This window comes from Devosia sp. P1_H9 (assembly GCF_056405135.1).
In genome coordinates this window covers 80,891-102,163 of sequence record NZ_JBFUCQ010000013.1, presented here as the reverse complement: position 1 = coordinate 102,163, position 21,273 = coordinate 80,891, and the positions used below count along the sequence as shown (strand labels likewise).

19 protein-coding genes are annotated in these 21,273 nt (G+C 65.8%); 9 read left to right on the top strand and 10 right to left on the bottom strand.

Going from position 1 to position 21,273, the window contains the following annotated elements; all coding sequences use genetic code 11:
- Positions 1-36 precede the first annotated feature (36 nt).
- From AC1DYL_RS20395 to AC1DYL_RS20375, 5 genes are all read left to right on the top strand, one after another.
- Positions 37-1,491 carry a YcjX family GTP-binding protein gene (locus tag AC1DYL_RS20395; RefSeq protein ID WP_477174571.1) on the top strand — a complete coding sequence of 485 codons (1,455 nt, stop codon included), beginning with the start codon at positions 37-39 and terminating at the stop codon, positions 1,489-1,491.
- Complete coding sequence (locus AC1DYL_RS20390; protein ID WP_477174570.1) at positions 1,488-2,513, top strand: YcjF family protein; 1,026 nt, start codon at positions 1,488-1,490, stop codon at positions 2,511-2,513. Before AC1DYL_RS20395 ends, AC1DYL_RS20390 begins: the two co-directional genes overlap by 4 nt.
- A 278-nt stretch (positions 2,514-2,791) precedes the next feature.
- Positions 2,792-3,628 carry an alpha/beta hydrolase family protein gene (locus tag AC1DYL_RS20385; RefSeq protein ID WP_477174569.1) on the top strand — a complete coding sequence of 279 codons (837 nt, stop codon included), beginning with the start codon at positions 2,792-2,794 and terminating at the stop codon, positions 3,626-3,628.
- Between the two features lie 150 nt (positions 3,629-3,778).
- Positions 3,779-4,366: an NADPH-dependent FMN reductase gene (locus AC1DYL_RS20380; RefSeq protein ID WP_477174568.1), complete on the top strand. Its 588-nt coding sequence runs from the start codon at positions 3,779-3,781 to the stop codon at positions 4,364-4,366.
- Positions 4,367-4,443: 77 nt separating this feature from the next.
- Positions 4,444-4,806, top strand: a complete 363-nt coding sequence (locus AC1DYL_RS20375) for a YciI family protein (protein WP_477158615.1) — start codon at positions 4,444-4,446, stop codon at positions 4,804-4,806.
- Between the two features lie 52 nt (positions 4,807-4,858).
- Here AC1DYL_RS20375 and AC1DYL_RS20370 read toward each other — a convergent pair whose 3' ends face one another.
- Positions 4,859-5,410, bottom strand: coding sequence for a DUF2269 family protein (locus AC1DYL_RS20370; protein ID WP_477149654.1), 552 nt, complete (start codon positions 5,408-5,410; stop codon positions 4,859-4,861).
- Between the two features lie 341 nt (positions 5,411-5,751).
- Between AC1DYL_RS20370 and AC1DYL_RS20365 the strand changes: the two genes are divergently transcribed.
- A complete protein-coding gene (locus tag AC1DYL_RS20365; RefSeq protein ID WP_477174567.1) occupies positions 5,752-6,609 on the top strand; it encodes an EamA family transporter in 858 nt (285 codons plus the stop codon).
- Here AC1DYL_RS20365 and AC1DYL_RS20360 read toward each other — a convergent pair whose 3' ends face one another.
- On the bottom strand, positions 6,610-7,083 hold the full coding sequence (locus AC1DYL_RS20360) for a winged helix-turn-helix transcriptional regulator (RefSeq protein WP_477174566.1): 474 nt from the start codon (positions 7,081-7,083) through the stop codon (positions 6,610-6,612).
- Between the two features lie 131 nt (positions 7,084-7,214).
- Between AC1DYL_RS20360 and AC1DYL_RS20355 the strand changes: the two genes are divergently transcribed.
- Entirely contained in the window at positions 7,215-7,811 is a 597-nt protein-coding gene (locus AC1DYL_RS20355) for an NADPH-dependent FMN reductase (RefSeq protein ID WP_477174565.1), read from the top strand.
- A 187-nt stretch (positions 7,812-7,998) separates the two neighbouring features.
- The gene (locus AC1DYL_RS20350) at positions 7,999-8,478 is read left to right on the top strand and encodes an SH3 domain-containing protein (RefSeq protein WP_477174564.1); all 480 of its coding nucleotides are present in this window, start codon (positions 7,999-8,001) and stop codon (positions 8,476-8,478) included.
- A gap of 114 nt (positions 8,479-8,592) precedes the next feature.
- On the opposite strand, the gene AC1DYL_RS20345 is transcribed toward AC1DYL_RS20350, so the two are convergent.
- The 8 genes from AC1DYL_RS20345 to AC1DYL_RS20310 all read right to left on the bottom strand — a co-directional run bounded on the left by AC1DYL_RS20345 (position 8,593) and on the right by AC1DYL_RS20310 (position 15,782).
- A complete protein-coding gene (locus tag AC1DYL_RS20345) occupies positions 8,593-8,925 on the bottom strand; it encodes a 2Fe-2S iron-sulfur cluster-binding protein (RefSeq protein ID WP_477174563.1) in 333 nt (110 codons plus the stop codon).
- Between the two features lie 162 nt (positions 8,926-9,087).
- Positions 9,088-10,113, bottom strand: coding sequence for an NAD(P)/FAD-dependent oxidoreductase (locus AC1DYL_RS20340; RefSeq protein WP_477174562.1), 1,026 nt, complete (start codon positions 10,111-10,113; stop codon positions 9,088-9,090).
- A 124-nt stretch (positions 10,114-10,237) separates the two neighbouring features.
- Complete coding sequence (locus tag AC1DYL_RS20335; RefSeq protein WP_477174561.1) at positions 10,238-11,524, bottom strand: phosphoadenylyl-sulfate reductase; 1,287 nt, start codon at positions 11,522-11,524, stop codon at positions 10,238-10,240.
- Complete coding sequence (locus AC1DYL_RS20330) at positions 11,517-13,175, bottom strand: nitrite/sulfite reductase (protein WP_477149663.1); 1,659 nt, start codon at positions 13,173-13,175, stop codon at positions 11,517-11,519. The genes AC1DYL_RS20335 and AC1DYL_RS20330 overlap by 8 nt, the downstream gene beginning before the upstream one ends.
- A complete protein-coding gene (locus tag AC1DYL_RS20325; RefSeq protein WP_477174583.1) occupies positions 13,162-13,467 on the bottom strand; it encodes a DUF2849 domain-containing protein in 306 nt (101 codons plus the stop codon). Before AC1DYL_RS20325 ends, AC1DYL_RS20330 begins: the two co-directional genes overlap by 14 nt.
- Positions 13,468-13,473: 6 nt before the next feature.
- A complete protein-coding gene (cysG, locus tag AC1DYL_RS20320) occupies positions 13,474-14,865 on the bottom strand; it encodes a siroheme synthase CysG (protein ID WP_477174560.1) in 1,392 nt (463 codons plus the stop codon).
- 196 nt (positions 14,866-15,061) lie between these two features.
- On the bottom strand, positions 15,062-15,382 hold the full coding sequence (locus AC1DYL_RS20315; RefSeq protein ID WP_055878326.1) for a 2Fe-2S iron-sulfur cluster-binding protein: 321 nt from the start codon (positions 15,380-15,382) through the stop codon (positions 15,062-15,064).
- Between the two features lie 79 nt (positions 15,383-15,461).
- Positions 15,462-15,782, bottom strand: a complete 321-nt coding sequence (locus AC1DYL_RS20310) for an Hpt domain-containing protein (protein WP_477174559.1) — start codon at positions 15,780-15,782, stop codon at positions 15,462-15,464.
- Positions 15,783-16,195: 413 nt separating this feature from the next.
- Here AC1DYL_RS20310 and AC1DYL_RS20305 point away from each other — a divergent pair, with 413 nt between their 5' ends.
- The gene (locus AC1DYL_RS20305) at positions 16,196-21,241 is read left to right on the top strand and encodes an apolipoprotein A-IV repeat region-like domain-containing protein (protein WP_477174558.1); all 5,046 of its coding nucleotides are present in this window, start codon (positions 16,196-16,198) and stop codon (positions 21,239-21,241) included.
- The last annotated feature ends 32 nt before the right edge of the window (positions 21,242-21,273 follow it).

Genomic DNA, 21,273 nt, shown 5'->3' with positions numbered 1-21,273 from the left:
GGGACCGCCTACCTTCCCGGCGATCCGGGGACCCTGATGCCGCAATCGCCGACGACCATCACCGACGAGATCGGCATCGCGCTGGGCAACCTCGCCGATGCGGCCGCCGCCCCATTCACGCCGACCTTGCGGCTTGGTGTTACCGGCCTAAGTCGTGCTGGCAAAACGATTTTCATCACTTCGCTGGTCCATAACCTGTTAACCGGCGGGCGGCTGCCGGGGTTTGCGGCGCTGACCGAGGGGCGCTTTATCGGCGCCCGATTGGCCGAGCACCCGGATGCGGGCGTGCCGCGTTTTGCTTACGAGCAGCATCTCGCGGCACTGACCGGCAAGGAGCCGCACTGGCCGGAATCGACGAGGAAGATCAGCCAGTTGCGGCTGACGTTGAAGTTCCAGTCGAAGCGCTGGGTGTCGGGGATGTTCGGGCCGACGGTGCTTAATCTCGATATCGTCGACTATCCCGGCGAGTGGCTGCTCGACCTGCCGCTGCTTTCGCTGAGCTTTGCGGAATGGAGCGAGCAGGCACTTAGGCGAGCAGAGCTGCCCCATTCAAAAACCGAGTCCGCTGCATTCCTGAACGAATTACAACAAACGGACAGCTCGAAAGAGGCCACTGACGTCGATGCTGAACGGCTCGCCGTGGCCTTCACGGACTACCTGCGCCGTAGCCGCGAGGACGGACGGGCGCTCAGCACCCTGCCCCCGGGTCGGTTCCTCCTGCCGGGTGACCTCGAGGGTAGCCCGGCGCTGACCTTTGCACCGCTGCCGCCGCCGACAGGGCCGGTGCGCTCGTCGAGCCTCTACGCCATGCTGGAGCGACGATACGAGGCCTACAAGGCGATCGTCGTCCGGCCGTTCTTCCGCGATCACTTCGCCCGGCTGGACCGGCAGGTCGTGCTGGTGGACACGCTACGGGCTCTGAATGCCGGGCCGGCCGCTGTCGCCGATCTCGAAACCGCGCTCACCGATATCCTTGCCTGCTTCCGGCAGGGCGACAACAATCCGATCATCCGGCTGGTGGCGCGGCGGATCGACCGGATCCTGTTCGCCGCCACCAAGGCCGACCACATCCATTCCTCCAGCCACGACCGGCTCGAAGCGGTGATGAACCGGCTGGTCGCCGATGCGGCACGCAAGGCCCGGTTCGCCGGGGCGGAGACCCGCTCGATGGCCATCGCGGCGATCCGCGCCACCCGCGAGAGCGTCATCGAGGAGGCGGGCGAGCGGCATGAGGTGATCGTTGGGACGCCGCAAAAGGGTGAGGTGCTGGGTGGTACCACCTATGACGGCAACACCGAAATCGCCTTGTTTCCCGGGGACTTGCCGGAACATCCGGACTCGCTTTTTGAGGACGGCCGCCCGGTTGCACTCAAGTTCATGCGGTTCCAGCCGCCGCAGCGCCTGGACAAGAACGCCGAGGGCAACGTGGTGCTGCCGCACATCCGTTTCGACCGTGCGCTCGACTACCTGATCGGGGACTGGCTGAAATGAAACCGCCCTTTGCCCGCACGGTCTCCACCAGCGGCACGGCCGCCGACGAACCGCGCCGCCCTCGGGCGTTCGAGCCGGCGCAGGCTGTCGCGCTGCCCGAGAGCATCGAGCCGATCACTGATATCGACGTGCCGCTGGACGACACGGCGCGGCCGCCGCGCCTGCTCAGCTGGGCCGGGCGGGTGGCATGGACCGCCGGCGGCATCCTGGTGTCGCTGGCGCTGGGGCTGGCGGCGGAACGACTGATCGCCGACCTGTTCGGTGCGCAGCCCTGGCTCGGCTGGGTCGGGCTGGCGGTGCTAGCGGTGCTGGTGATCGCGCTGGTGGTGATCATCATTCGCGAGGTCGCATCGCTGATGCGGCTGAGGGCGCTGGACCGGCTGCGCCATGCAGCGATCGCGGCGCTGGCCAGCGATCGCAACAAGGACGGCGCGGCGATCACCCGCGAGTTGCTCGAGATATACGCCCGCCGGCCCGATTTGGCCCGTCCACGGGACGAGCTCGAGAGCAATGCCCATCACATCTTCGATGGGGCCGAGCATGTGCGGCTGGGTGAGCGGCTGCTGATGGCGCCGCTCGATGCCCGGGCACGGGCGCTGACGGCGGCCTCGGCCCGGCGCGTGGCGCTGGTGACGGCGGTGTCACCGCGGGCGCTGATCGACATTGCCTTCGTGATCTTCGAGAGCGTCCGGTTGGGCGGCGACATCGCCCGACTTTACGGCGCGCGACCGGGCTTCATCGGCACGTGGCGGCTGATCGGCGCGATTCTCGCGCACCTGGCGGTGACGGGTGGGCTGGTGCTGACTGATGGCGTGGTCGAGCAGCTGCTGGGCCAGGGATTGGCCTCGAAGCTCTCGGCGCGGCTCGGCGAGGGCGTGGTCAACGGGCTGATGACGGTGCGCGTCGGCATCGCGGCGATGCGCGTGGTGCGGCCGCTGCCGTTCGAGGTGGTGAAGCAGCCGATGGTCAAGGACTTCATCCCGGAGCTGGCGAACGTGCTCAATGCGGAGAAGAAGGGGTAGCCTCCTGGCCTTCTCCCCTTGTGGGAGAAGGTGCCCGAAGGGCGGATGAGGGGTTCTCTCCGCGCACTGGGTCGCTCGTCGCTCCGCTCCGAACGCGCAACCCCCTGGGTTGCGAGACCCCTCATCCGGCCTGTCGGCCACCTTCTCCCACAAGGGGAGAAGGAACCGACTGAGAGATCCGGGCCCCCACATTGTCGGATTTCTCCAATCTCGGTCCGGTCCCCATCGCTAGAACTGACGACATCAACTCGGCCTCGCGCCAACAACGGAGAATGTCGATGTCGATCCTCAGCACCAGCACCAAGACCGCCGCCACCCTCGCTTTCGCGCTGCTGGCCGGTGTTTCCCTCGCGGCCGAGACGGTCGTGGACCTGCCCAGTGGTGTGAAGGGCACCCTGTCCGTGCCGGACGCCGGCGCCACCGGTTCGGCCGTCGTGATGCTGCACGGCTTCGGCAGCTCGCGTGACGAAGTGGGCGGGCTGTTTGCCCAGCAGGCCGCGGCACTGGCCGCCGAAGGCATCGCCTCGCTGCGCATCGATTTCCGCGGCTATGGCGAGAGCACCGGCGACATGGCCGACACTACGCTCGAGGGGCTGGTCGCGGATGCCGCTGAGGCCCGCGCCTATCTCGCTGGCGTCGACGGCATCGATGCGGCCCGCGTCGGCGTCATCGGCTACAGCTTCGGCGCTGCGGTCGCCATGCTCGAGCCCGACGACTTCAAGTCGGTGGTGGTGTGGGGCCAGATGGGCGACCTGCAGGCGGAGTTCCACGAGTTCCTCGGCCAGGACTTCTACGACAAGGCGAAGACTGAGGGTGTCGCCAGCGTCGATCTCGGCTGGCGCGTCGTGACACTGAAGCAGACGTTCTTCGACAGCCTCGCCAAGCACGATCTCGCAGCGCGGTTCTCCGGGTATGCCGGGCCGTTCCTGACCATCGCCGGCGATGCCGACCCTGCCACCGGCTATTTCCGGCAGTATCTCGGACTGGCCGCCGGCAAGACCGAAGCCCTGACCATTCCCGGCGCCGACCACATGCTCGGCGTCTACAGCGAGCAGCCCGAGATCGGCAAGCAGGTGATCGACAAGACCACCGCCTGGCTGCGCGACACGCTGTAAGGACCATTTGCCCTTCTGAGGGGGCCGGGCCCATGCCCGGCCTTTTCGTTTGTCGGGCGGATGCCAGTTACAACTTTGTGCCGCCTTGCGCCGTTCGAACCATAGGCACATATCCACCCCCAGTCACAAATTGTAACCAAGGGGGCACCGATGTACCGGGTTGCCGTTTTCGTCGGGAGCACACGCCCGACTTCGTCAAATCTCAAGCTCGCCAAGGCGCTGGAAAAGCTGGCTGCCGGCCGGCTGGCGTTCGACTATATCGAGATCGGCAACCTGCCGTTCTATGACGACGCGCTGTGGAACGATCCGCCGGCCGAGGTGATCCGGCTGAAGCGCGAGATCGCGGCAGCCGACGCCGTGCTGTTCGTCACCCCCGAGTACAACCGTTCGATTCCGGGCATCCTGAAGAACGCCATCGACTGGCCGTCGCGGCCCTATGGGGATGGCGTGTGGTCGGGCAAGCCCGCCGCGATTGCCGGCGCCACCGGCGGCGTCAGCGGCACGGCGGCAGCGCAGGCGCACCTGCGCTCCATCCTGCCGGTGCTGGGCCTCGCGCTGATGGGCGCGCCGGAGATCTATTTCCAGTCTCGCCCCGGCTCGATTGACGACGACGGCAATATCACCGACGAGCGTATCCGCACCAATCTGGGTATCTGGGTGGAGCGCTTCACCGACTGGGTCGGCCGCTTCGCCGCGCCGCAGCAGACGGTCGAGGAAATCGAGCGCAAAACCGCCTGATCGCCTTCACACAAGAGTCGCATCGACGGGCTACCCGTTTCCTATCCGGCACTTTGCCGGCGATATGGAGATGCGCGATGCCCAACTATCTCTTGGCCTACCATGGCGGTGGCAACCCCGAGAGCGAAGAGGCGCAGGCGGCCGTGATGCTGGCCTGGAACGAATGGCTCGAAGCCACCGGCGAGGCGATGCTGGATCTCGGCAGCCCGGTCGGCGCGACGATGACCGTCGGGTCCGATGGTTCGGTGGGCCCTGCGCCGTCCGATGCGGTCAGCGGCTACTCGATCGTCGAAGCCGACGACATGGACGCTGCGCTGGCCATCGCCAAAGGCTGCCCGGTGCTCGCCGATGGCGGCACGGTGGAAGTCGCTGAACTTGTCGACATGGATTTCGACGATGAAGACGATGATGACGACGAGGATGAAGACGAGGACGACTGAGTCCCACCGGTGATCGCCGCCCGCCCCCAAGCAAGGCGGCGATCACCAGCGCTCACTCGGCGCGGAGTGCCCTGAGGCGCTCCCTGCCGCCGAGGATGAGGAAGGCGGCGATGCCGAGGCCGCCATAGATCACGAGCAGTGCCAGAATGTCAGTCCAGCCGGGCTTGAGCACCATCAGCGCGACGATGGCGACGATGCTGGCGTAATCGACCATGGCGATGCGGATCATCCGGCTGCCGAACACCGCGGCCTCGGCGACCTTGCCGTCCGCAATGAGCCCAGCGGCCTGCTCGCCCATCGGGCGCAGGAAGAAGTGGCCGACGACGAAGCTGGCCAGGGCGCCGAGCAGCCCAAGAATGACCCACGCCTCGCCCCAGAGGTTGCCGAGCAGCACGGTGACGAGGCCGAACAGCAGCGTCAGCCCCGAGGCCGGCAGGAACCACAGCATGGCAAGGCTGCCGAGACCGCCCGTGACCCGCATCAGGCTTTCGTCGTCGCCCTGGCGCATGGCCAGCACCGCCTGCAGCAGCATGACCGCGCCGCCGCCGAACCAGGCCATGGCTGCGAGCACATGCAGGAATTTGAAGATTGTATAGAAGTCCATCGTGACCCTCGCGAAGCCCCCCGCGAAGCGCGCGCTGCGTATGTCGCCGACGGTGAACGGGGGATGAATGGACAGACGAACTCGATGCCCATCTCCCCCTTTGCGGGGGAGAATGGAACTTCCTGGGCTTAGCTTCTGGGCTAAGCCTTGGAAATTCCAAGAGGGGGACGTGGAGGGCACCGTGGCCAGAACGTCCCCCCTCTTGCGAAAACTAAGGGCTTGGCTGCGCTAAACCCGAGCTTTCGCTTTCTCCCCCGCAAGGAGGGAGATGCGCTGTGGCACTATCCAGCCCAGCTCGTGGGTCCTACGCTCGCCATTCCACCTGATTCCCGAGCCCCGCGATGAACCTGAAATTGGCTGCCCTGTGCGCGGCGATCCTGTGGGGTTTCACCTACATCATCACCACAACCATGCTGCCGCATAACCCGATCTTCATCGGCTCGGTGCGGGCGCTGGGCGGTGGCCTGCTGTTGCTGGCGTTTGCCCGGCAGATGGTGCCGAGGGGTTATTGGCCCAAGCTGATCGTACTGGGGACGCTGAACTTCGGGGCGTTCTTTTCGCTGCTGTTCATCTCGGCCATCCGGCTGCCCGGCGGTGTCGCCGGGACGTTCCAGACGCTGGGACCGCTGATCACGATCCTCCTCGCCTGGGCCCTCCTCAGCCAGCCGCCGACGCTGCTGAAGATCGTCTCGATCCTGATCGGCGCGGTTGGTGTGACGCTGGTGATCCTGCGCGGCGATGCGGGGATCGACATGCTCGGGGTCGTCGCAGCGCTCTGCAGCGTGGTCGCCGGCTCATTGGGCGGCATCCTGATCAACCGCTGGGGCCGGCCTGCCGAAATGTCACTGGTCAGCTTCACCGCCTGGCAGTTGCTGATCGGCGGCACCGAGCTCGCGGTGCTCGCGCTGCTCGTCGGCGACCTGCCGGCGTCGATCGAGTGGAGCAACGTGCTGGGGCTGGCGATCCTTGCGGTAGTGCTGACCGCCCTGCCCTTCATCCTGTGGTTCCGGGCCATCGTGGCGCTCGGTGCAGCCTCGGTGATCCCGTTCGTGCTGATCACGCCGGTGGTGGCCTTCATCCTCGATGCGGTGATCCGCAACGTGATCCCGGCGCCGCTTCAGGTGGTCGGCGTGCTATTGGTGATGACCGGGCTGATCGTCAACCAGTGGGCCGGTGCGCGGGCTCTAAAGCCCGCCTGATCACCAGGCCAGGGCGCGGGCCTCGGCCTCGCGCTCGGCGAAGCGCTCGCGCGCTTCCTCGACGCGGTGGCGATTGAGATGAGCCCAGTTGCCGATGACCCGCAGCGGTTCCTGCAACTCCTCGCCCATTTCGGTCAGCGCATAATCCACACGCGGAGGGATCGACGGGGTCACCTTGCGGGAGACGAAGCCATCCTTTTCGAGATCGCGCAGCGTCGCGGTCAGCATCTTCTGAGAGACGCCGTCGATCTGCCGCTTCAGCTCAGAGAAGCGCTTCGGGCCGTCGCTGAGGCCGCGCACCACGAGAATCGTCCACTTGCCGCTGATCTGCGCCAGCACCTCGTGCACCGGCAGCATGGCGCGCTGGCACTCGGCGAAGTTGTGCGGCTCGGTGCGGATGGCTTCGAACGCCGCAGCAACGGCGTCGGAGGCGGTCGCTGCGGGCAGTTCCGTGTGGGTGACCAGGTCGTCCATGGGTAACTCCGTGAAGAAACGGTGCCGTCTTGTGCACCTCCGAGGTAGTCACCAACATAGCGCCAGTTACTGACGGTGACTAGGTCTCCGTTGGTGGCCACCCATGCATTCCTGACAAGGCAGACATCCAAATGACCCAGCCCCGTATCGGCATCATCCTCTCCACCACCCGCGAAACCCGCTTCGCCGACCGCCCCGCCCAATGGGTGCTCGATATCGCCAAGACCCGCGGCGACGCCGATTATGAAATCGTCGACCTGCGCGACTATCCCATCCCGTTCTTCGACGCCGCCGGCTCGCCGCGCTTCGTGCCGCAGACCAACGAGGTGGCGCTGAAGTGGGCACGGAAGGTGTCGGAACTCGACGGCTACATCTTCGTGACGGCCGAGTACAACCGCTCGATCTCGGGCGTGCTGAAGAACGCGCTGGACCATATCTACGACGAGCCGGCGCGGAAGCCGGCTGCCTTCGTCGGCTATGGCGCCGTGGGCGCGGCCCGCGCGGTGGAGCAGCTTCGGCTGATGGCAGTGGAACTCAGCATGGTGCCGATGAAGGCCGGCGTCCACATCAATATGGAGCCGCTGCTCGGCATGCTGCGCGGCGGCAAGGACTTTGCCGACTACGACTACCTGGCGCCGACCGTGACGGCGATGCTCGACGAGCTGGCCTGGTACACCAGGACGCTGAAGGCCGGGCGCGACGTCGAGGCGCTGGAGCAGGCGGCTTAGGCCCGACGCCCACTGGCGGCGCGGAGCTGAGGCGCCGTGCCGCCGCCGGGGGCGATTCCACAGCGCGACGGAACTTCCTGCTGCCTCGGAACTTAATATCGCTACGAGAGCCCGTGGCCAGCCGGACACACGAGCAAGACGAGCAAGTCCAGCGCGGCTTTGCGGCTCTCCAACAAGGGAGCTGCAATTGGCCCACCTGCTTGTCTCACTCGCCACGTTCTCGGCCGTGGCGCTGGTTTCCGGCACACTGACCGTTGGGGGATTAAAGTACAGCGCTGACACGGTGAGCAGCTTTGCCGCGGCCATGCCGGTCAAGACCACCAATCTCAAGCCCAGCTACATCGCCCGCCTGCCGCAAGCCAAGGCGGACGACCTCAATGTCGCCAGATCGGTGCCGGTGACATCCATCGCTGTCGCTACACCAGATCCACTGACGGCGTCGCCGGCACCGGCCTTCAGCCACACCGTCGCGGTGGAAGCGCTACGGGTCAGGGCGGGCCCGAAAAAGACCCAGCCCCAGGTGTTCACGCTCAAGGGCGGCAGCTGGGTCAACATCAGCGACAACGTACAGGGCTGGGTGCTGATCACCGACGAGACCGGCCGGACAGGCTGGGTCTACGGAAGTTTGCTGCGTCCTGCCGCGACGGCCGAAGCGCAGCTTCGCTAACGGGCCATATCAGAGCCCGGCGCTCCCGGGTCCGCCGCTAACGGGAGCCAAGTGCAGCGGGCGTCCAGCGACCTCCGGACGCCCGCTGTTTTCGTATCTGATGGGCGGCGGGGACTATGCCGCCTCGGAGTCCTTGGCGGCGCTCGGGGCCAGCGTGACGCGCATCCCGTCGAGATCCTCGTCCAAGAGGATCTGGCAACTCAGCCGCGAGTTCGGCTTCTTGTCTAGCGTCGAGTAGAGCAGGTCTTCCTCGTCGTCGCTTGGCGCCGGGAGTTTGTCGAACCACTCGTCATCGACATAGACGTGGCAAGTGGCGCACGAACAGGCGCCGCCGCACTCGGCCTTGATGTTGAGGCCCCAGTCGCGGATCACTTCCATCGTGCGCCAGCCATCGAGCCCCTCGAGCTCGTGTTCGGTACCAGACTGGTCGGTGACGAGGATTTTCATCGGTGCATTGGCTCCGGTGACGTGGGGCGTGCCCCATTACTGGAAAATTGTCCCGGTGTCATCCCAGCGAAGGTCCGTGCACCTGGCCGCCCCCTCCACCAGCTTCGCTCGTCCCCCTCCCCCGCCACGCGGGGGAGGATCACGGAGAGGCCGGTGCTTCTATCACACCACGCCGAGCTTCTTCTGCAGCTTAGTGCTCGACGTCGTGTACTGGAACACGACGCGCTCGCCCGGCGAGACGATGGCCTTGGCGGCCTGGGCCATCAGGGCGGCTTCGTGGAAGCCCGAGAGGATGAGCTTGAGCTTGCCTGGGTAGTGGTTGATGTCGCCGATGGCGAAGATGCCCGGGATCGAGCTCTCGAACTTCTCGGTGTCGACGGTGATCAGGTTGTCGTTGAGCTCGAGGCCCCAGTCGGCAACCGGGCCGAGCTTCATGGTGAGGCCGAAGAACGGCAGGAGGCGCGTGGCCGGCACCGGGATGTCGCCGGAATCCATGGTGATGTGGATGTGGTGGAGCTGGCCGTCGGCGCCGTCGATCTTGCCGATCTGGCCGAGGAGGAAATTGATCTTCCCCTCCATGACCAGCTCTTTCATCTTGTTGACTGAGGCCGGCGCCGCCTTGAAGGCGTCGCGGCGGTGCACCAGCGTCAGCGAGCGGACGATCGGCTGCAGATTGAGGGTCCAATCAAGGGCGGAGTCGCCGCCGCCGACGATCACCACGTCCTGGTCGCGGAAATCGTCCATCTTGCGGACAGCATAGAACACCGACTTGTTCTCATAGGCTTCGATGCCCTCGACCGGCGGGCGCTTGGCCTGGAACGAGCCGCCACCGGCAGCAACCACCACCACCTTGCAGCGGAAGGTCTCATCGGCGTCGGTGGTGAGGACGAACGTGCCGTCGTCCTGCTTCACCAGCGAGGTGATCATCCGGCTGAAATGGAACTGGGGCCCGAACGGCGCGATCTGCTGCATCAGGTTGTCGACGAGGCCCTGCCCCGTGACCACCGGGAAACCAGGAATGTCGTAGATCGGCTTTTCCGGATAGAGCTCGGCGCACTGCCCGCCCGGACGGTCGAGAATGTCGACGAGGTGGCATTTGACATCGAGCAGACCCAGCTCGAATACGGCAAACAGACCCACCGGGCCCGCGCCGATGATGACCACATCAGTGACGATTTCGTTCGACATTCGCTTCTCGTTTGGCTGAAGGCCGCGTCGACCTTCCAGTGCTAAGGTATCGCGCCGCCTGTCACGCTAGGCGCGGCGAAAACGGCGATCCCCGCTTACGGGAACCGCCGCGAATACGGAGGTGTCAGGCGTTCTCGACGGCGCGGCGGAGGAACGGCCGGGTGCCGAGCGGCACCTCAGTCTTGCCGACCGGCTGGTAGAAGATATCGACGGTGGCCAGCTTGCCTTCTTCGAGCGCCTTACGGGTCGGCTCGTGCCTGACCACGAAGGCGTTCATGCCGCAGCGGCGCATATGCGAAATCTGGTCGTGCAGCACATCGCCCACGGCGCGGAGTTCGCCCTTGTAGCCATAGCGCTCGGCGATCAGGCGCGATGACGAGTAGCCGCGGCCATCGCCGAAGGCCGGGAAATTGATGGCGATGGAGCTGAAGCGATCGAGATCGCCCTGCACCAGTTCGACATTGTCGCCCGGCGACACCAGCAGGCCCACCGGATGGGGGTTGGCCAGGATGGCTTCACGGTTTTCGAGGAACACCGGCAGCGGGATGTGCGTATAGCGCACGCTGCCCGCATCATCGCCTTCCGCCCACGCGCGGAACGGGTCGGCGATGAAAGCGCCGTCTTTCCAGAGGTTCAATTCCTGAGCGGCCATGGGTTTGGCGATGGCTCCGTTGAAATCGAAATGGATGCCGCATTCTTTCTTGTTGAGCCCACGCCAGCGGCCGGCACGCGGGTCTTCGCCTTCGGCCACCACGCTCGTGCACGGCGCGCAACCGATCGACTTGTAGCCCTTATTGTAGAGCGGGTGCTCGGGCAACCCATACTTGAGCTTGTAGGTCGTGATATCGGCATCGGAGAAATAGGCCAGCGGATTGACCTTGATGCGGTCGTCGCTGGTCAGCTCGAAATGCGGCAGCACGCCACGCTCGGCGGTCTGGAAGCGCTTGCGGCCAGTGACCCAGCCGCCGAAGCCGGAAACCGTGGCATCGAGCGGCTCGGTCTTCCGGATATGGCAGCAGGAGTCCGGATCCGTTTCCCACAGGTCGCCGTTGGGATCGAAGCGCTGGATGTCCTTGCTGTCCGGGTGGAGCGCGATGACGTTGGTGAGGCCGAGGTGTCGCTTCAGAGTCTCGACATAGTCGAGCGTCTCCGGGAAGTGCTTGCCGGTCTCGAGGAAATAGACCGGCAGGTCCTTGTTCACCTCGGAGACCATGTGCAGCAGCACCGAGGAATCGGCACCGAACGACGAGACGATGGCGACGTCGTCGACCAGCAACTCCTCGACGGCCTGCCGCAGTACGGCGACACCGTCCATCTCGTCGAACATGCCGTTGAGCGACATGATGCCGAGTTCGCGGAGTTTGTCCGGCTTGTGGGCGCGAACGCCCGGGGCTACGGCGAGATCAAGCATTGCCGTACAACGCCTCCTTGAACGGCGCGTCGCCCAGCCGCCGATAGGCAGCGATGAACGGCTCGTCGGCGCTGATGCGCTTCGAGATGTAGACGTCGACCAGCCGCTCGATCGCGGCAGGCACCTCTTCGACCACGAAGCCGTGGCCGAGGATGTTGCCGATCGCAGCGTTCTCGGTGGCATCGCCGCCAACGGTGATCTGGTAGAGCTCAGTGCCCTTCTTCTCGACGCCGAGAATGCCGATGTGGCCGACATGGTGGTGGCCGCAGGCGTTGATGCAGCCCGAGATCTTGATCTTCAGGTCGCCGATTTCGGCCTGCCGTTCAGGCGAGGCGAACTTGCGGCTGAGTTCCTGGGCGAGCGGGATCGAACGGGCATTGGCCAGGGCGCAGAAATCGAGGCCCGGGCAGCAGATGATGTCGGTGATCTGCCCGGCATTGCCCTCGGCCAGATCGTGCTCGACCAGCGCGGCATAGACGGCCGGAAGATCGGCAATCTTCACGTGGGGGAGCACGAGATTCTGTTCGTGGGTGACGCGAAGCTCGTCGAACGAATAGCGTTCGGCGAGGTCGGCGACGACCTCCATCTGCTTGTCGGTGGCATCGCCCGGCGCGCCGCCGGTCGGCTTCAGCGAAATGGTGACCGAGACATAGCCCGGCTGCCGGTGCGCATTGAGGTTGCGCTCGAGCCAGCGGCCATAGGGCGGGTTGAGTATTTTTTCCTTGGCGACGTCCACGATGGTCTCATTGACCAGCTCGTAGTCGGGCTGCGCGAAGTACTTCGTGATCCGGTCGAGCTCTTCCTGCGGCAGGGTCAGCACGCCGCCCTTCACGTGGGCGAACTCTTCTTCGACCTGCTCGCGGATGGTGTCGATGCCGGTCTCGTGCACCAGGATCTTGATGCGCGCCTTGTACTTGTTATCCCGGCGGCCGTAGCGGTTGTAGACGCGTAGAATGCTCTCGAGATAGGCGAGCAGGTGCTCATGCGGCACGAACGGCGAAATCTGCTTGCCGATCATCGGCGTACGGCCGAGACCGCCGCCGACCCAGACTTCCCAGCCGATCTCGCCGACGGCGTTGGTCGCTGCCTGCAGACCGATATCGTGGAAGCGGATCGCGGCGCGGTCGTTGGTCGAGCCGGTCATCGCGATCTTGAACTTGCGCGGCAGGTAGCTGAACTCGGGGTGCAGCGAGGACCACTGACGCAGGATCTCGGCGACCGGGCGCGGATCGATGATCTCGTCGGCGGTGGCGCCGGCGAACTGATCCGTCGTGATATTGCGAATGCAGTTGCCCGAAGTCTGGATGGCATGCATCTCGACCGAAGCGAGGTCCGCGAGGATCTTCGGGATGTCGCGCAGCTTCGGCCAGTTGAACTGGATGTTCTGGCGGGTGGTGAAGTGGCCATAGCCGCGATCGTAGTCACGGGCGATCCGCGCCAGCATCCGCATCTGCTTCGAGCTCATCGTGCCGTAGGGCACGGCAATGCGGAGCATGTAGGCGTGAAGCTGCAGGTAGAGCCCGTTCATCAGCCGCAGCGGCCGGAACTGGTCCTCGTTCAGCTCGCCGGTGAGACGGCGGGCCACCTGGTCGGAAAACTGCGCCGTGCGTTCCTTCACGAACGCGGCGTCGAACTCGTCATATCGATACATGGCCGTCCTCGTCGAGATGCTGGCGGTCGAAGCGCGGAGCCGTGGGGCCCTCGGCGCGGATGCGCTCGCGGATACGGTCGGGATGGATCACCCCGTCGCGCAGCGAGACCGTTTCGACCTCGATGGAATTGATGCGTCCGGTCTTCTTGGTGGCCGCGACCGCTGCATCTTTGGCCTCCGCTTCTTCCGCGAGGAAGACACGGGCCTGCTGCAGCTCTTCGACCCACTTGCCGGCGCGGTTCAGATAGACCGTCGCGCCGCTCATCAGCTCATTGCCGGTGAGGATTTCCATGCTCACTTACGCCACCTTGAATTCGGAGCTGGCGAGTTCGATCGCGTCGCTCCAGTCACCGTGCGCGATCGCTTCGCCCACGAAAATGATTGCCGGACCGTCATCAAGCTCGATCGTGCCCGCGGCCAGTGTGCCCAGCGTGCCACGATAGAGCACGCGATCCTTGCGCCCTGCCCTGACCACTACCCCGACCGGGATAGTCGCGGCGGCGCCTTCGGCAATAAGCCGGGTCGCGGTCGGGCCGGCGACCGACTTGCCCATGTAGAGCGCCAGGGTCAGGCCGGTCGAGGCCAGCGCCGCCCAGTGCTTCAGCTCCTCGGACTCGGCGCCGTGCGCCGTGGCGAGGACGAAGCCCGTGGAAACCTTGCGCAACGTCACCGGCGTTGCCGTGTCTGCGGCCGCAGCCAGCGCCGAGGTGACGCCGGGGACGATGTGGTACGGGATGCCGGCGGCTTTCAACGCGTCGATTTCCTCGCCAGCGCGGCCGAACACCATCGGGTCGCCGCCCTTGAGACGCGCCACCCGCTTGCCCGCCTTGCCGAGCCGCACGATCAACGCGTTGATCTCGGCCTGGGTGAAGGAATGATGGCCCTTCTGCTTACCGACGAGGATGCGCTCGGCATCGCGCCGGCCCATCTCGACCGCGGCAGCAGGCACCAGGTGATCGTGGACGATCACGTCGGCTTCCTGCAGCAGCCGCTGGGCGCGCAGGGTGAGGAGATCCTCGGAGCCGGGACCCGCACCGATCAGCCACACTACGCCCGGGCTCTCGCCGTCGGCGGCATGCCGCTCAAGCAGCGTCTCGGCCTTGTCGGCGCCCTGCCCGCGGAGCAGCGCGACTTCGACCTCGGGCGAGGTGACCAGTTCTTCGTAGTAGCGGCGGGCGCGGGCCCCGGGCAGCAGCGCGGAGACCTTGTCGCGCATCGAACCGGCGAGCTTGGCCAGCGCACCAAGGTTGGGCGACAGCGCGGCCTCGATCCGCGCCCGGATCAGCCGAGCCAGCACCGGCGCATCGCCTTCGGTGGCAACGGCAATGGTGACCGGAGCCCGATCGATGATCGACGGGGTGTAGAAATCGCACTCTTCGGGCACGTCGACGACGTTCAGTGGCACCCGCTTGGCGCGTGCAGCGAGCTTCGCGGCGTCACCATCCGGACCGTGGTCCGCGACGAAAACCAGTGCGGCATCAACGAGATCGGCGTCCTCGAACGGACGCGCCAACACGGTGACCGGCAGCTCAGAGAAATCGGCTTCGATGTTTCGGGAGATAATGACGACCAAAGCAGTCGTCTTAGAGGCCAACCGGGCTTTGTTGAGGGCTTCTTCTCCACCGCCGACGATGACGATGCGCTGACCCTGGACTTTGTAGCTGACGGGGAATGTGTTCAGTTCACCCATTCACGGCCTTTCCGAAGCCGGATACATACTGACTTCGGCTCTTTGGGACAAGCCATTGAAATTCAATAGCTTTAATGTTTCCCATAGCAGCTGCGGATTAGAATTGCGTTGAGGTCCGGCAATCTAGCTCGACAAATGAATCCATGGCGGGCGCCGATGATGGAACGATGGCGCTGTTCGGGACACTCTGCCGAGATCAGCCCTGCCGCTCGGGCACGTGCACCACGAGCCCATCCAGCGCGTCCTTGACCTTGATCTGGCAGCTCAGCCGGCTGGTCGGCTTCACCGCGTAGGCGAAGTCGAGCATGTCTTCTTCCATCATCGAGGGGCCGCCGACCGTCTCGGTCCAGGCGTCGTCGACATAGACGTGGCAGGTGGCGCAGGTGCAGGCGCCGCCGCATTCCGCAACAATGCCCGGCACGCCGTTCATGATCGCGGTCTCCATCACGGTCGATCCAACCTCGCCCTCGGTCTCGTGCCGCGTGCCGTCGGATTCGATATAGGTGATGTGGGGCATGTAACTTCGCTCGGGAGGGTTAGCCGCATATAGCGGTGCCGCCCCCTCGTCGCAAGCGCGCCAAACGGCGCAGGCAGGCTCAGGCCTCTTCGGCGCCGACGAGTTCGGCGATGAAGGCCTGGCAATCGGCCACGGCGGCGGCGATGTCCTGGATGTGCTCGGGATTGACCGGATTGCCGGCGCGCAGGGCATCCTCGGCGCGTTTGGTCAGATCGCGAACGCCCCAGGCGCCGATGCCGGCGGCCGCGCTCTTCAGGGTGTGGAGATGTTCGAGCAGCAGCGGGATCGAGGTGCTGTCCTCAATGCGGCCGAGATAGACGCTCGACATCTCGGCATAGAGCCGCAATACCTCGTCGCGGAGCCCCGGATCACCCAGCGACTGCTGGTCCAGATGGTCCATGTCGATGGGCGTCTGTGAGAGATCCCGAAGCGGAGCATCCTGCCCCGTTTTCACTGCGTTCTTCCCGCTCATCCCCGTGGCCCTTGGTTCGTTCCCGCCCGTTTCTAGGCTGGATGCAAACTAGCGGGAGCGGATGAAGGGGCCGCCAAATGAATGGGTACAATCTTACCTATGCCCTTAACCGGCCGCATTCCCACCCGAAATTAACCTTCCATTAAGAATGCGTTCGGTTTGCCTCAAATTGCATGTATGTTTGAGGTCCACCTAGCGTGCGGCGGCGTGGGGCATAGGGCAGACTGCGGGGCATTTGAATCGCATTTTACCCAATTTGGACGGCTAACCGGAACCCCCGGGGTGGTCCAATGCAAGCTCTGATCGACCGCCGAGTGCCGATGCGAGAGTTGTAAAGAGTTATGGCCAAAAAGACCGCAACACCCCAGAACGATCCTGCTACGCTCGCTTTTTCCGCCGTCGAGGACGCGCTGAAAGACTCGGTTTTCGCGAACCTGGACCAGCCCGCCGCGGCTGAAGAGGCACCGGCGGAAAAGGCCGCTCCAAGGCCCATGCCGAGGGACAACTCGCCCCGCTCCGAGCGTCAGCGCACCGCCGACAAGTTCGCGGCGCAGACCGGTTCGGTGGCGAACGACGACCGCTTCCCCTCCTCCAAGATCCTTTACGGCCTGCAGTCGAAATCGTCCGGCGCGCCGACCATGGTTGCCGGGCTGGTGGCGCTCGGCTGGGTGGTCGCGATCGCTCTGGTGGCGATGATCCGCAACGGCGCCGACATGGGCACCGCGGCCTTCTGGGGCTCGAACGACTTCATCGGCCTGCTCGCGCTCGCCATCGTGCCGGTGATCGGCATTTTTGCCATCGCCACGCTGATCCGCCGTGCGCAGGACCTCCGCAATGCCGCCGCAGCTGTGACGCAGGCGGCGATCCGCCTCGCCGAGCCGGAAACCACCGCGTCCGAGAAGGTCGCCTCGGTCGGCCAGGCCGTGCGCCGCGAGGTGAACGCGCTGGGCGATGGCCTCGAGCGAGCCCTGTCGCGCGCCGGCGAGCTCGAAGTGATGATTCATAACGAGGTCACCGCGCTCGAACGCACCTATTCCGACAATGAATCCCGCATGCGCGCGCTGATCCAGGAACTGGCGAGCCAGCGCGAAGCGGTGATCACCAATACCGAACGCGTCCGCGAAGCCATCACCGAGAGCCACACCGGCCTGGTGTTCGACCTCGACATGATCAGCCAGCGCATCGCCGGCACCATCGTCGAATCCGGTGGCAACCTGACCAAGGCGCTCGAGACCGCCGGAAATTCGTTGAACGGCGCTTTTGGTGAGCGCACCGAGAGCTTTGTGTCGCTGATCGACCAGCGCACGAGCCACCTGCTGGTTGCCCTCGACGACTCCGCCTCACGCCTCAACATCACCCTCGAGGACCGTGCCGGCACCATTTCCGGCGCCTTCGAGAACCGTACGCTGGAGCTGAGCAACGTCATCGACGGCCGCATGCAGTCGCTGACCGAAGCGCTGGATAGCCGCGCCGTGACGCTGTCGGACGCCATCGACAACCGTACCTCCTCGCTAGCCAAGCTCCTGAGCCAGGGCGGCATCACGCTGCTCGACCAGTTGCGCGACCGCGGCCATGAAGTGTCGAGCGCGCTCGACATGATCGGCACCCGTATCGCGTCCGACATCACCGGTCGTGCCCGTGAAGCCGAGCAGTTGCTCAGTGGCCTCAGCCACCAGCTCGACGAGCAGGTGCAGATCCAGGTCAACTCGATGGAATCGCGCCTGCAGTCGGCGATGATCGAGCTCTCTGGCGCTCTCGACGACACCACTGAGCGGGCCCGCGTGACCCTCACCGGCGCCGGTTCGCAGAACCTCGCGCAGTTCGACGCTCGCCTCGACGAGATTGCTGTGGTCATCGACAACCGCCTGTCGAGCCTCGACGGCGTCATCGGCGACAAGGGCGACAAGCTGATCGCCGCGCTCGACAAGAACAATGCGAGCTTCGCCGCCCGCGCCAACGTCCTCGAGATGGCGCTCGACGAGAAGTCCGAGCACTTCAACGAGATCGTGTCGCAGCGCACCCGCGAGATGACCGAGACGCTCGGCCAGCGCACCAAGCAGATCACCGAGTCGATCGCCAACCGTTCGCGCGAAATCTCGGACTCGCTCGAGGGCCACACGCAGATCATCGCCGACGCCCTCGACGGCCGCACCCAGCTGCTCAACGAGACGCTGCAGAGCCGCCACGGCGAGCTGAGCGCCGCGCTCGACGAGCACGTGAAGGCGTTCGATGTGACCATTGCCGGCCATGCCCGCGCCATGGACACCAACATCATCACCCACGCCCAGGCCATCGACCTGGCGCTCGGCGCCCGCGTCGAGCAGTTCGACAACGTGCTGACCAGCCGCGCCAAGGAGCTCGACCAGTCTGTTGCCAGCCGTACGCAGGCGCTCGACCAGTCGGTCGCGACCCGCACGCAGGCCATCGACCTCGCGCTGCAGCAGCATGCGCAGCAGATCGGTGATAGCTTCGACCAGCGCACCCAGGCGCTCGACACGACGCTGCAGCAGCACGCCCAGCAGATCGGCGACAGCCTCGACCAGCGCACTCAGGCACTGGCGACGACCGTGTCGACCCGCTCGGCCGAGCTCGCCGAAGCGCTCAACACCCGCACCCAGCAGCTCGCCGAAACGCTCGGCAGCCACACCGTCGGCATCGCCGCGGCGATCGGCGACCGCACGAGCGAGCTGGCCCGCACCATCGACGCCCAGGGCGCCACCGCCCGCGACCGGATCGAAGCCAGCCTCCGCAACGTCACCGATGTGATGTCTGAGCGCGCCGGCGCCGTCTCGACCCTGCTCGAGACCAAGGTCGCCGAAGTCAGTGAGGGCCTCGGCCGCGGCATCGACAGCGCCATCCTCCGCATGGCCGACGCTGAAGCCGGCGTGAATGCCCGCATCGAGGGTGCCGCCGGCACCGTTGGCGAGAGCGCCCGCAAGGCCGCCGACATCATCGAAACCGGCGTCAACTCGGCCCGCAAGGCCATCACCGACATGGTCGACCAGCGCCTGGGCACCCTGCCTGAGGCGATCACCGCCCGTGCCGACATCACGGCCGAGCGCCTGGCCTCGCTCAACACCGCGATCAACACCGCGCTGGTGCAGTCGATGACCGACCTCGAGGCCGGCGCCGACCGCATCGAGGAGACCATCTCCCGCCGCATCGTTTCGGCCACCCAGAATATCGCCGACGACGTCACCACCACGGCCGACCGCATGGACGTGGCCGTGGGTCGCGCGCTGGCGCAGATCCAGCAGGCGTCGAGCAATATCGACGAGCTGATCTCGATCAAGGCGGTGGCCGCTGCCGACGCCATCGGCGGCAAGGTCGCGGAAATCAACCGCGTCGTCTCCGAGCAGACCGACGCCTTCTCGGCGCTGGTCTCCGACAGCTCGGCTCAGCTCGAGATGAGCCTGCAGAACCACGGCAACGTCCTGGCCCAGGCGCTGATCACCAATGCCTCGCAGGCCGAAGACCTGATGAACCAGTCGACCTCGCGCATCCTCACCGATGTGACGACGGCGCTGGGCAAGCTCAACGACTCCAACATGCTGCTGCAGAAGGTGCTCGACGCCTCGACGGCGAACCTCGCCAACCTCGAGACCTCGGTTGCCCAGCAGACCGCCACCTACTCGACCACCGTTCGCGAAGCGATCGGCTCGACCGAGGAAGCCGGCCGTCTGGTGACCGAACATGTCGGCGCACTGCAGGCCTCGATCGCCTCGATGGTCAACGAGTTCGGCTCGATGCTCGGCAACCTCGACAGCGAGGCCAAGAGCCTCGACACCGCCGCGCAGAACCTCTCGGCCTCCGGCACGCTGACGCTCGCCAACCTCGACGAGCGCCGCACGGCCATGGACGAGCTGGCACAGGCCTTCACCGCCCGCGCCGACGAAATCGACACCCGCATGCGCGGCTTCGCCCACTCGATCTCCGACACCGTCGAAGAGACCGAACTGCGCCTCGTCGCTGCCCGCGAGTCGATGGAACAGCTGCTTGCCTCGACCACGTCCAACGTCGCCGAGACGCTTGAAGCCACCTCCGGCACGATCAACGCTGCCCTCGCCGACACCACCGGTCAGCTGCAGAGCGTGCTGACCAATACTGCCGAGCAGGTGCAGACCGCCCTGGGCGAAACCACCAGCCAGCTTGAGTCGGTGCTGACCACCACGGCGGAGAAAGTGCAGAACGCCCTCGGCGAGACCACCGGTCAGCTCGAGCAGGCCCTCACCGGCACCACCGACAAGGTGCAGAGCGCCCTCGCCAACGCCACTGCCGAGATGCAGTCGGTGCTGGGCAAGAGCACGAACCTCCTCGAGGAAGCCCTCGACGGCACGTCGCACCGCGTTGCGACGCAGCTCGGTTCGTTCACCGATACCGCGGCGAACGAGAGCCAGCGCGCTGCCGATGCCCTGCGCCAGACGCAGGCGACCATGATCCTCGAAATGCAGCAGGCCCTCGAGGCCGCCACGCAGCGCTTCAACGAGACGGCGACGGCGATGCGCGCCACTGCCAAGGAAGTCGGCTCGGAACTCGAGAACACCCGCTCCGAACTGGCGCGCGGCGTGATGGAGCTGCCCGAGGAGACCAAGTCGAGCGCTGCTGCAATGCGCCGCGTCGTGGCCGAGCAGATCGAGGCCCTCGCCGAGCTCAACGCCATCGTCCGCGCCCAGCCGGCAACCCACGACCTCAATGAGCGTCGCCCGTCGACCCCGAGCCGCCAGAGCATCGCTCGCGACGAAGCCCCCTCGCGGCCCGAGCCGCGTCCGGAACCGGTCCGTCCGGAGCCGGTGCGCGCCGCCGAGCCGCCCAAGGCTGAGCCGGCCCGCAGCCAGCCGCGGTTCGTGCCCATGCCCGACGTGCCGGCCACTGTGGTCACCGCACCGCGCCCGCAGCCCGTTGCCGAAGCCAAGCCCGCAGCTGCGGCGCCCAAGGCTGAGGAAGGTGGCGGCTGGCTGCGCGACGTGCTTCGCAACGCCTCTGGTCCGACCGCCGCCGCTCCGGCGCCCTCCCCGGCTCCGGCCCCTGCCGCGCCAACTGCTGCCCCGGCACAAAACCTTTCGACGCTGACCGAGGAAATCGCCCGCTCCATGGAACCGGCCGCGCTGGCCGATGCCTGGCAGCGCTACCAGGCCGGCGAACAGAACGTCTTCTCGCGCCGCATCTATACGCTGGGCGGCCAGGCGACCTATGACGAAGTCAGGAAACGCGTCCAGCGCGACCAGGACTTCGCCAAGACCGCCGCCACCTACATGGCAGAGTTCGAGCAGCTGCTGAAGCGCGCCGCTACCGGGCCGAACCCGGCCGGCGAAACCCGCGAGTACCTGCTCAGCGATCGCGGCCGCGTCTACACCATGCTGGCCCACGCCAGCGGCCGCCTCGGCTGACGCCTAAGGTTTGACCTCGACTACAGGCCCCG

Excerpts from the sequence above, each read along its gene's own strand:
- AC1DYL_RS20395 (WP_477174571.1), top strand. The coding sequence starts at position 37 with ATGCCGCAATCGCCGACGACCATCACCGACGAGATCGGCATCGCGCTG.
- AC1DYL_RS20390 (WP_477174570.1), top strand. The coding sequence starts at position 1,488 with ATGAAACCGCCCTTTGCCCGCACGGTCTCCACCAGCGGCACGGCCGCC.
- AC1DYL_RS20385 (WP_477174569.1), top strand. The coding sequence starts at position 2,792 with ATGTCGATCCTCAGCACCAGCACCAAGACCGCCGCCACCCTCGCTTTC.
- AC1DYL_RS20380 (WP_477174568.1), top strand. The coding sequence starts at position 3,779 with ATGTACCGGGTTGCCGTTTTCGTCGGGAGCACACGCCCGACTTCGTCA.
- AC1DYL_RS20375 (WP_477158615.1), top strand. The coding sequence starts at position 4,444 with ATGCCCAACTATCTCTTGGCCTACCATGGCGGTGGCAACCCCGAGAGC.
- AC1DYL_RS20370 (WP_477149654.1), bottom strand. The coding sequence starts at position 5,410 with ATGGACTTCTATACAATCTTCAAATTCCTGCATGTGCTCGCAGCCATG.
- AC1DYL_RS20365 (WP_477174567.1), top strand. The coding sequence starts at position 5,752 with ATGAACCTGAAATTGGCTGCCCTGTGCGCGGCGATCCTGTGGGGTTTC.
- AC1DYL_RS20360 (WP_477174566.1), bottom strand. The coding sequence starts at position 7,083 with ATGGACGACCTGGTCACCCACACGGAACTGCCCGCAGCGACCGCCTCC.
- AC1DYL_RS20355 (WP_477174565.1), top strand. The coding sequence starts at position 7,215 with ATGACCCAGCCCCGTATCGGCATCATCCTCTCCACCACCCGCGAAACC.
- AC1DYL_RS20345 (WP_477174563.1), bottom strand. The coding sequence starts at position 8,925 with ATGAAAATCCTCGTCACCGACCAGTCTGGTACCGAACACGAGCTCGAG.
- AC1DYL_RS20340 (WP_477174562.1), bottom strand. The coding sequence starts at position 10,113 with ATGTCGAACGAAATCGTCACTGATGTGGTCATCATCGGCGCGGGCCCG.
- AC1DYL_RS20335 (WP_477174561.1), bottom strand. The coding sequence starts at position 11,524 with ATGCTTGATCTCGCCGTAGCCCCGGGCGTTCGCGCCCACAAGCCGGAC.
- AC1DYL_RS20330 (WP_477149663.1), bottom strand. The coding sequence starts at position 13,175 with ATGTATCGATATGACGAGTTCGACGCCGCGTTCGTGAAGGAACGCACG.
- AC1DYL_RS20325 (WP_477174583.1), bottom strand. The coding sequence starts at position 13,467 with ATGGAAATCCTCACCGGCAATGAGCTGATGAGCGGCGCGACGGTCTAT.
- cysG (WP_477174560.1), bottom strand. The coding sequence starts at position 14,865 with ATGGGTGAACTGAACACATTCCCCGTCAGCTACAAAGTCCAGGGTCAG.
- AC1DYL_RS20315 (WP_055878326.1), bottom strand. The coding sequence starts at position 15,382 with ATGCCCCACATCACCTATATCGAATCCGACGGCACGCGGCACGAGACC.
- AC1DYL_RS20310 (WP_477174559.1), bottom strand. The coding sequence starts at position 15,782 with ATGGACCATCTGGACCAGCAGTCGCTGGGTGATCCGGGGCTCCGCGAC.
- AC1DYL_RS20305 (WP_477174558.1), top strand. The coding sequence starts at position 16,196 with ATGGCCAAAAAGACCGCAACACCCCAGAACGATCCTGCTACGCTCGCT.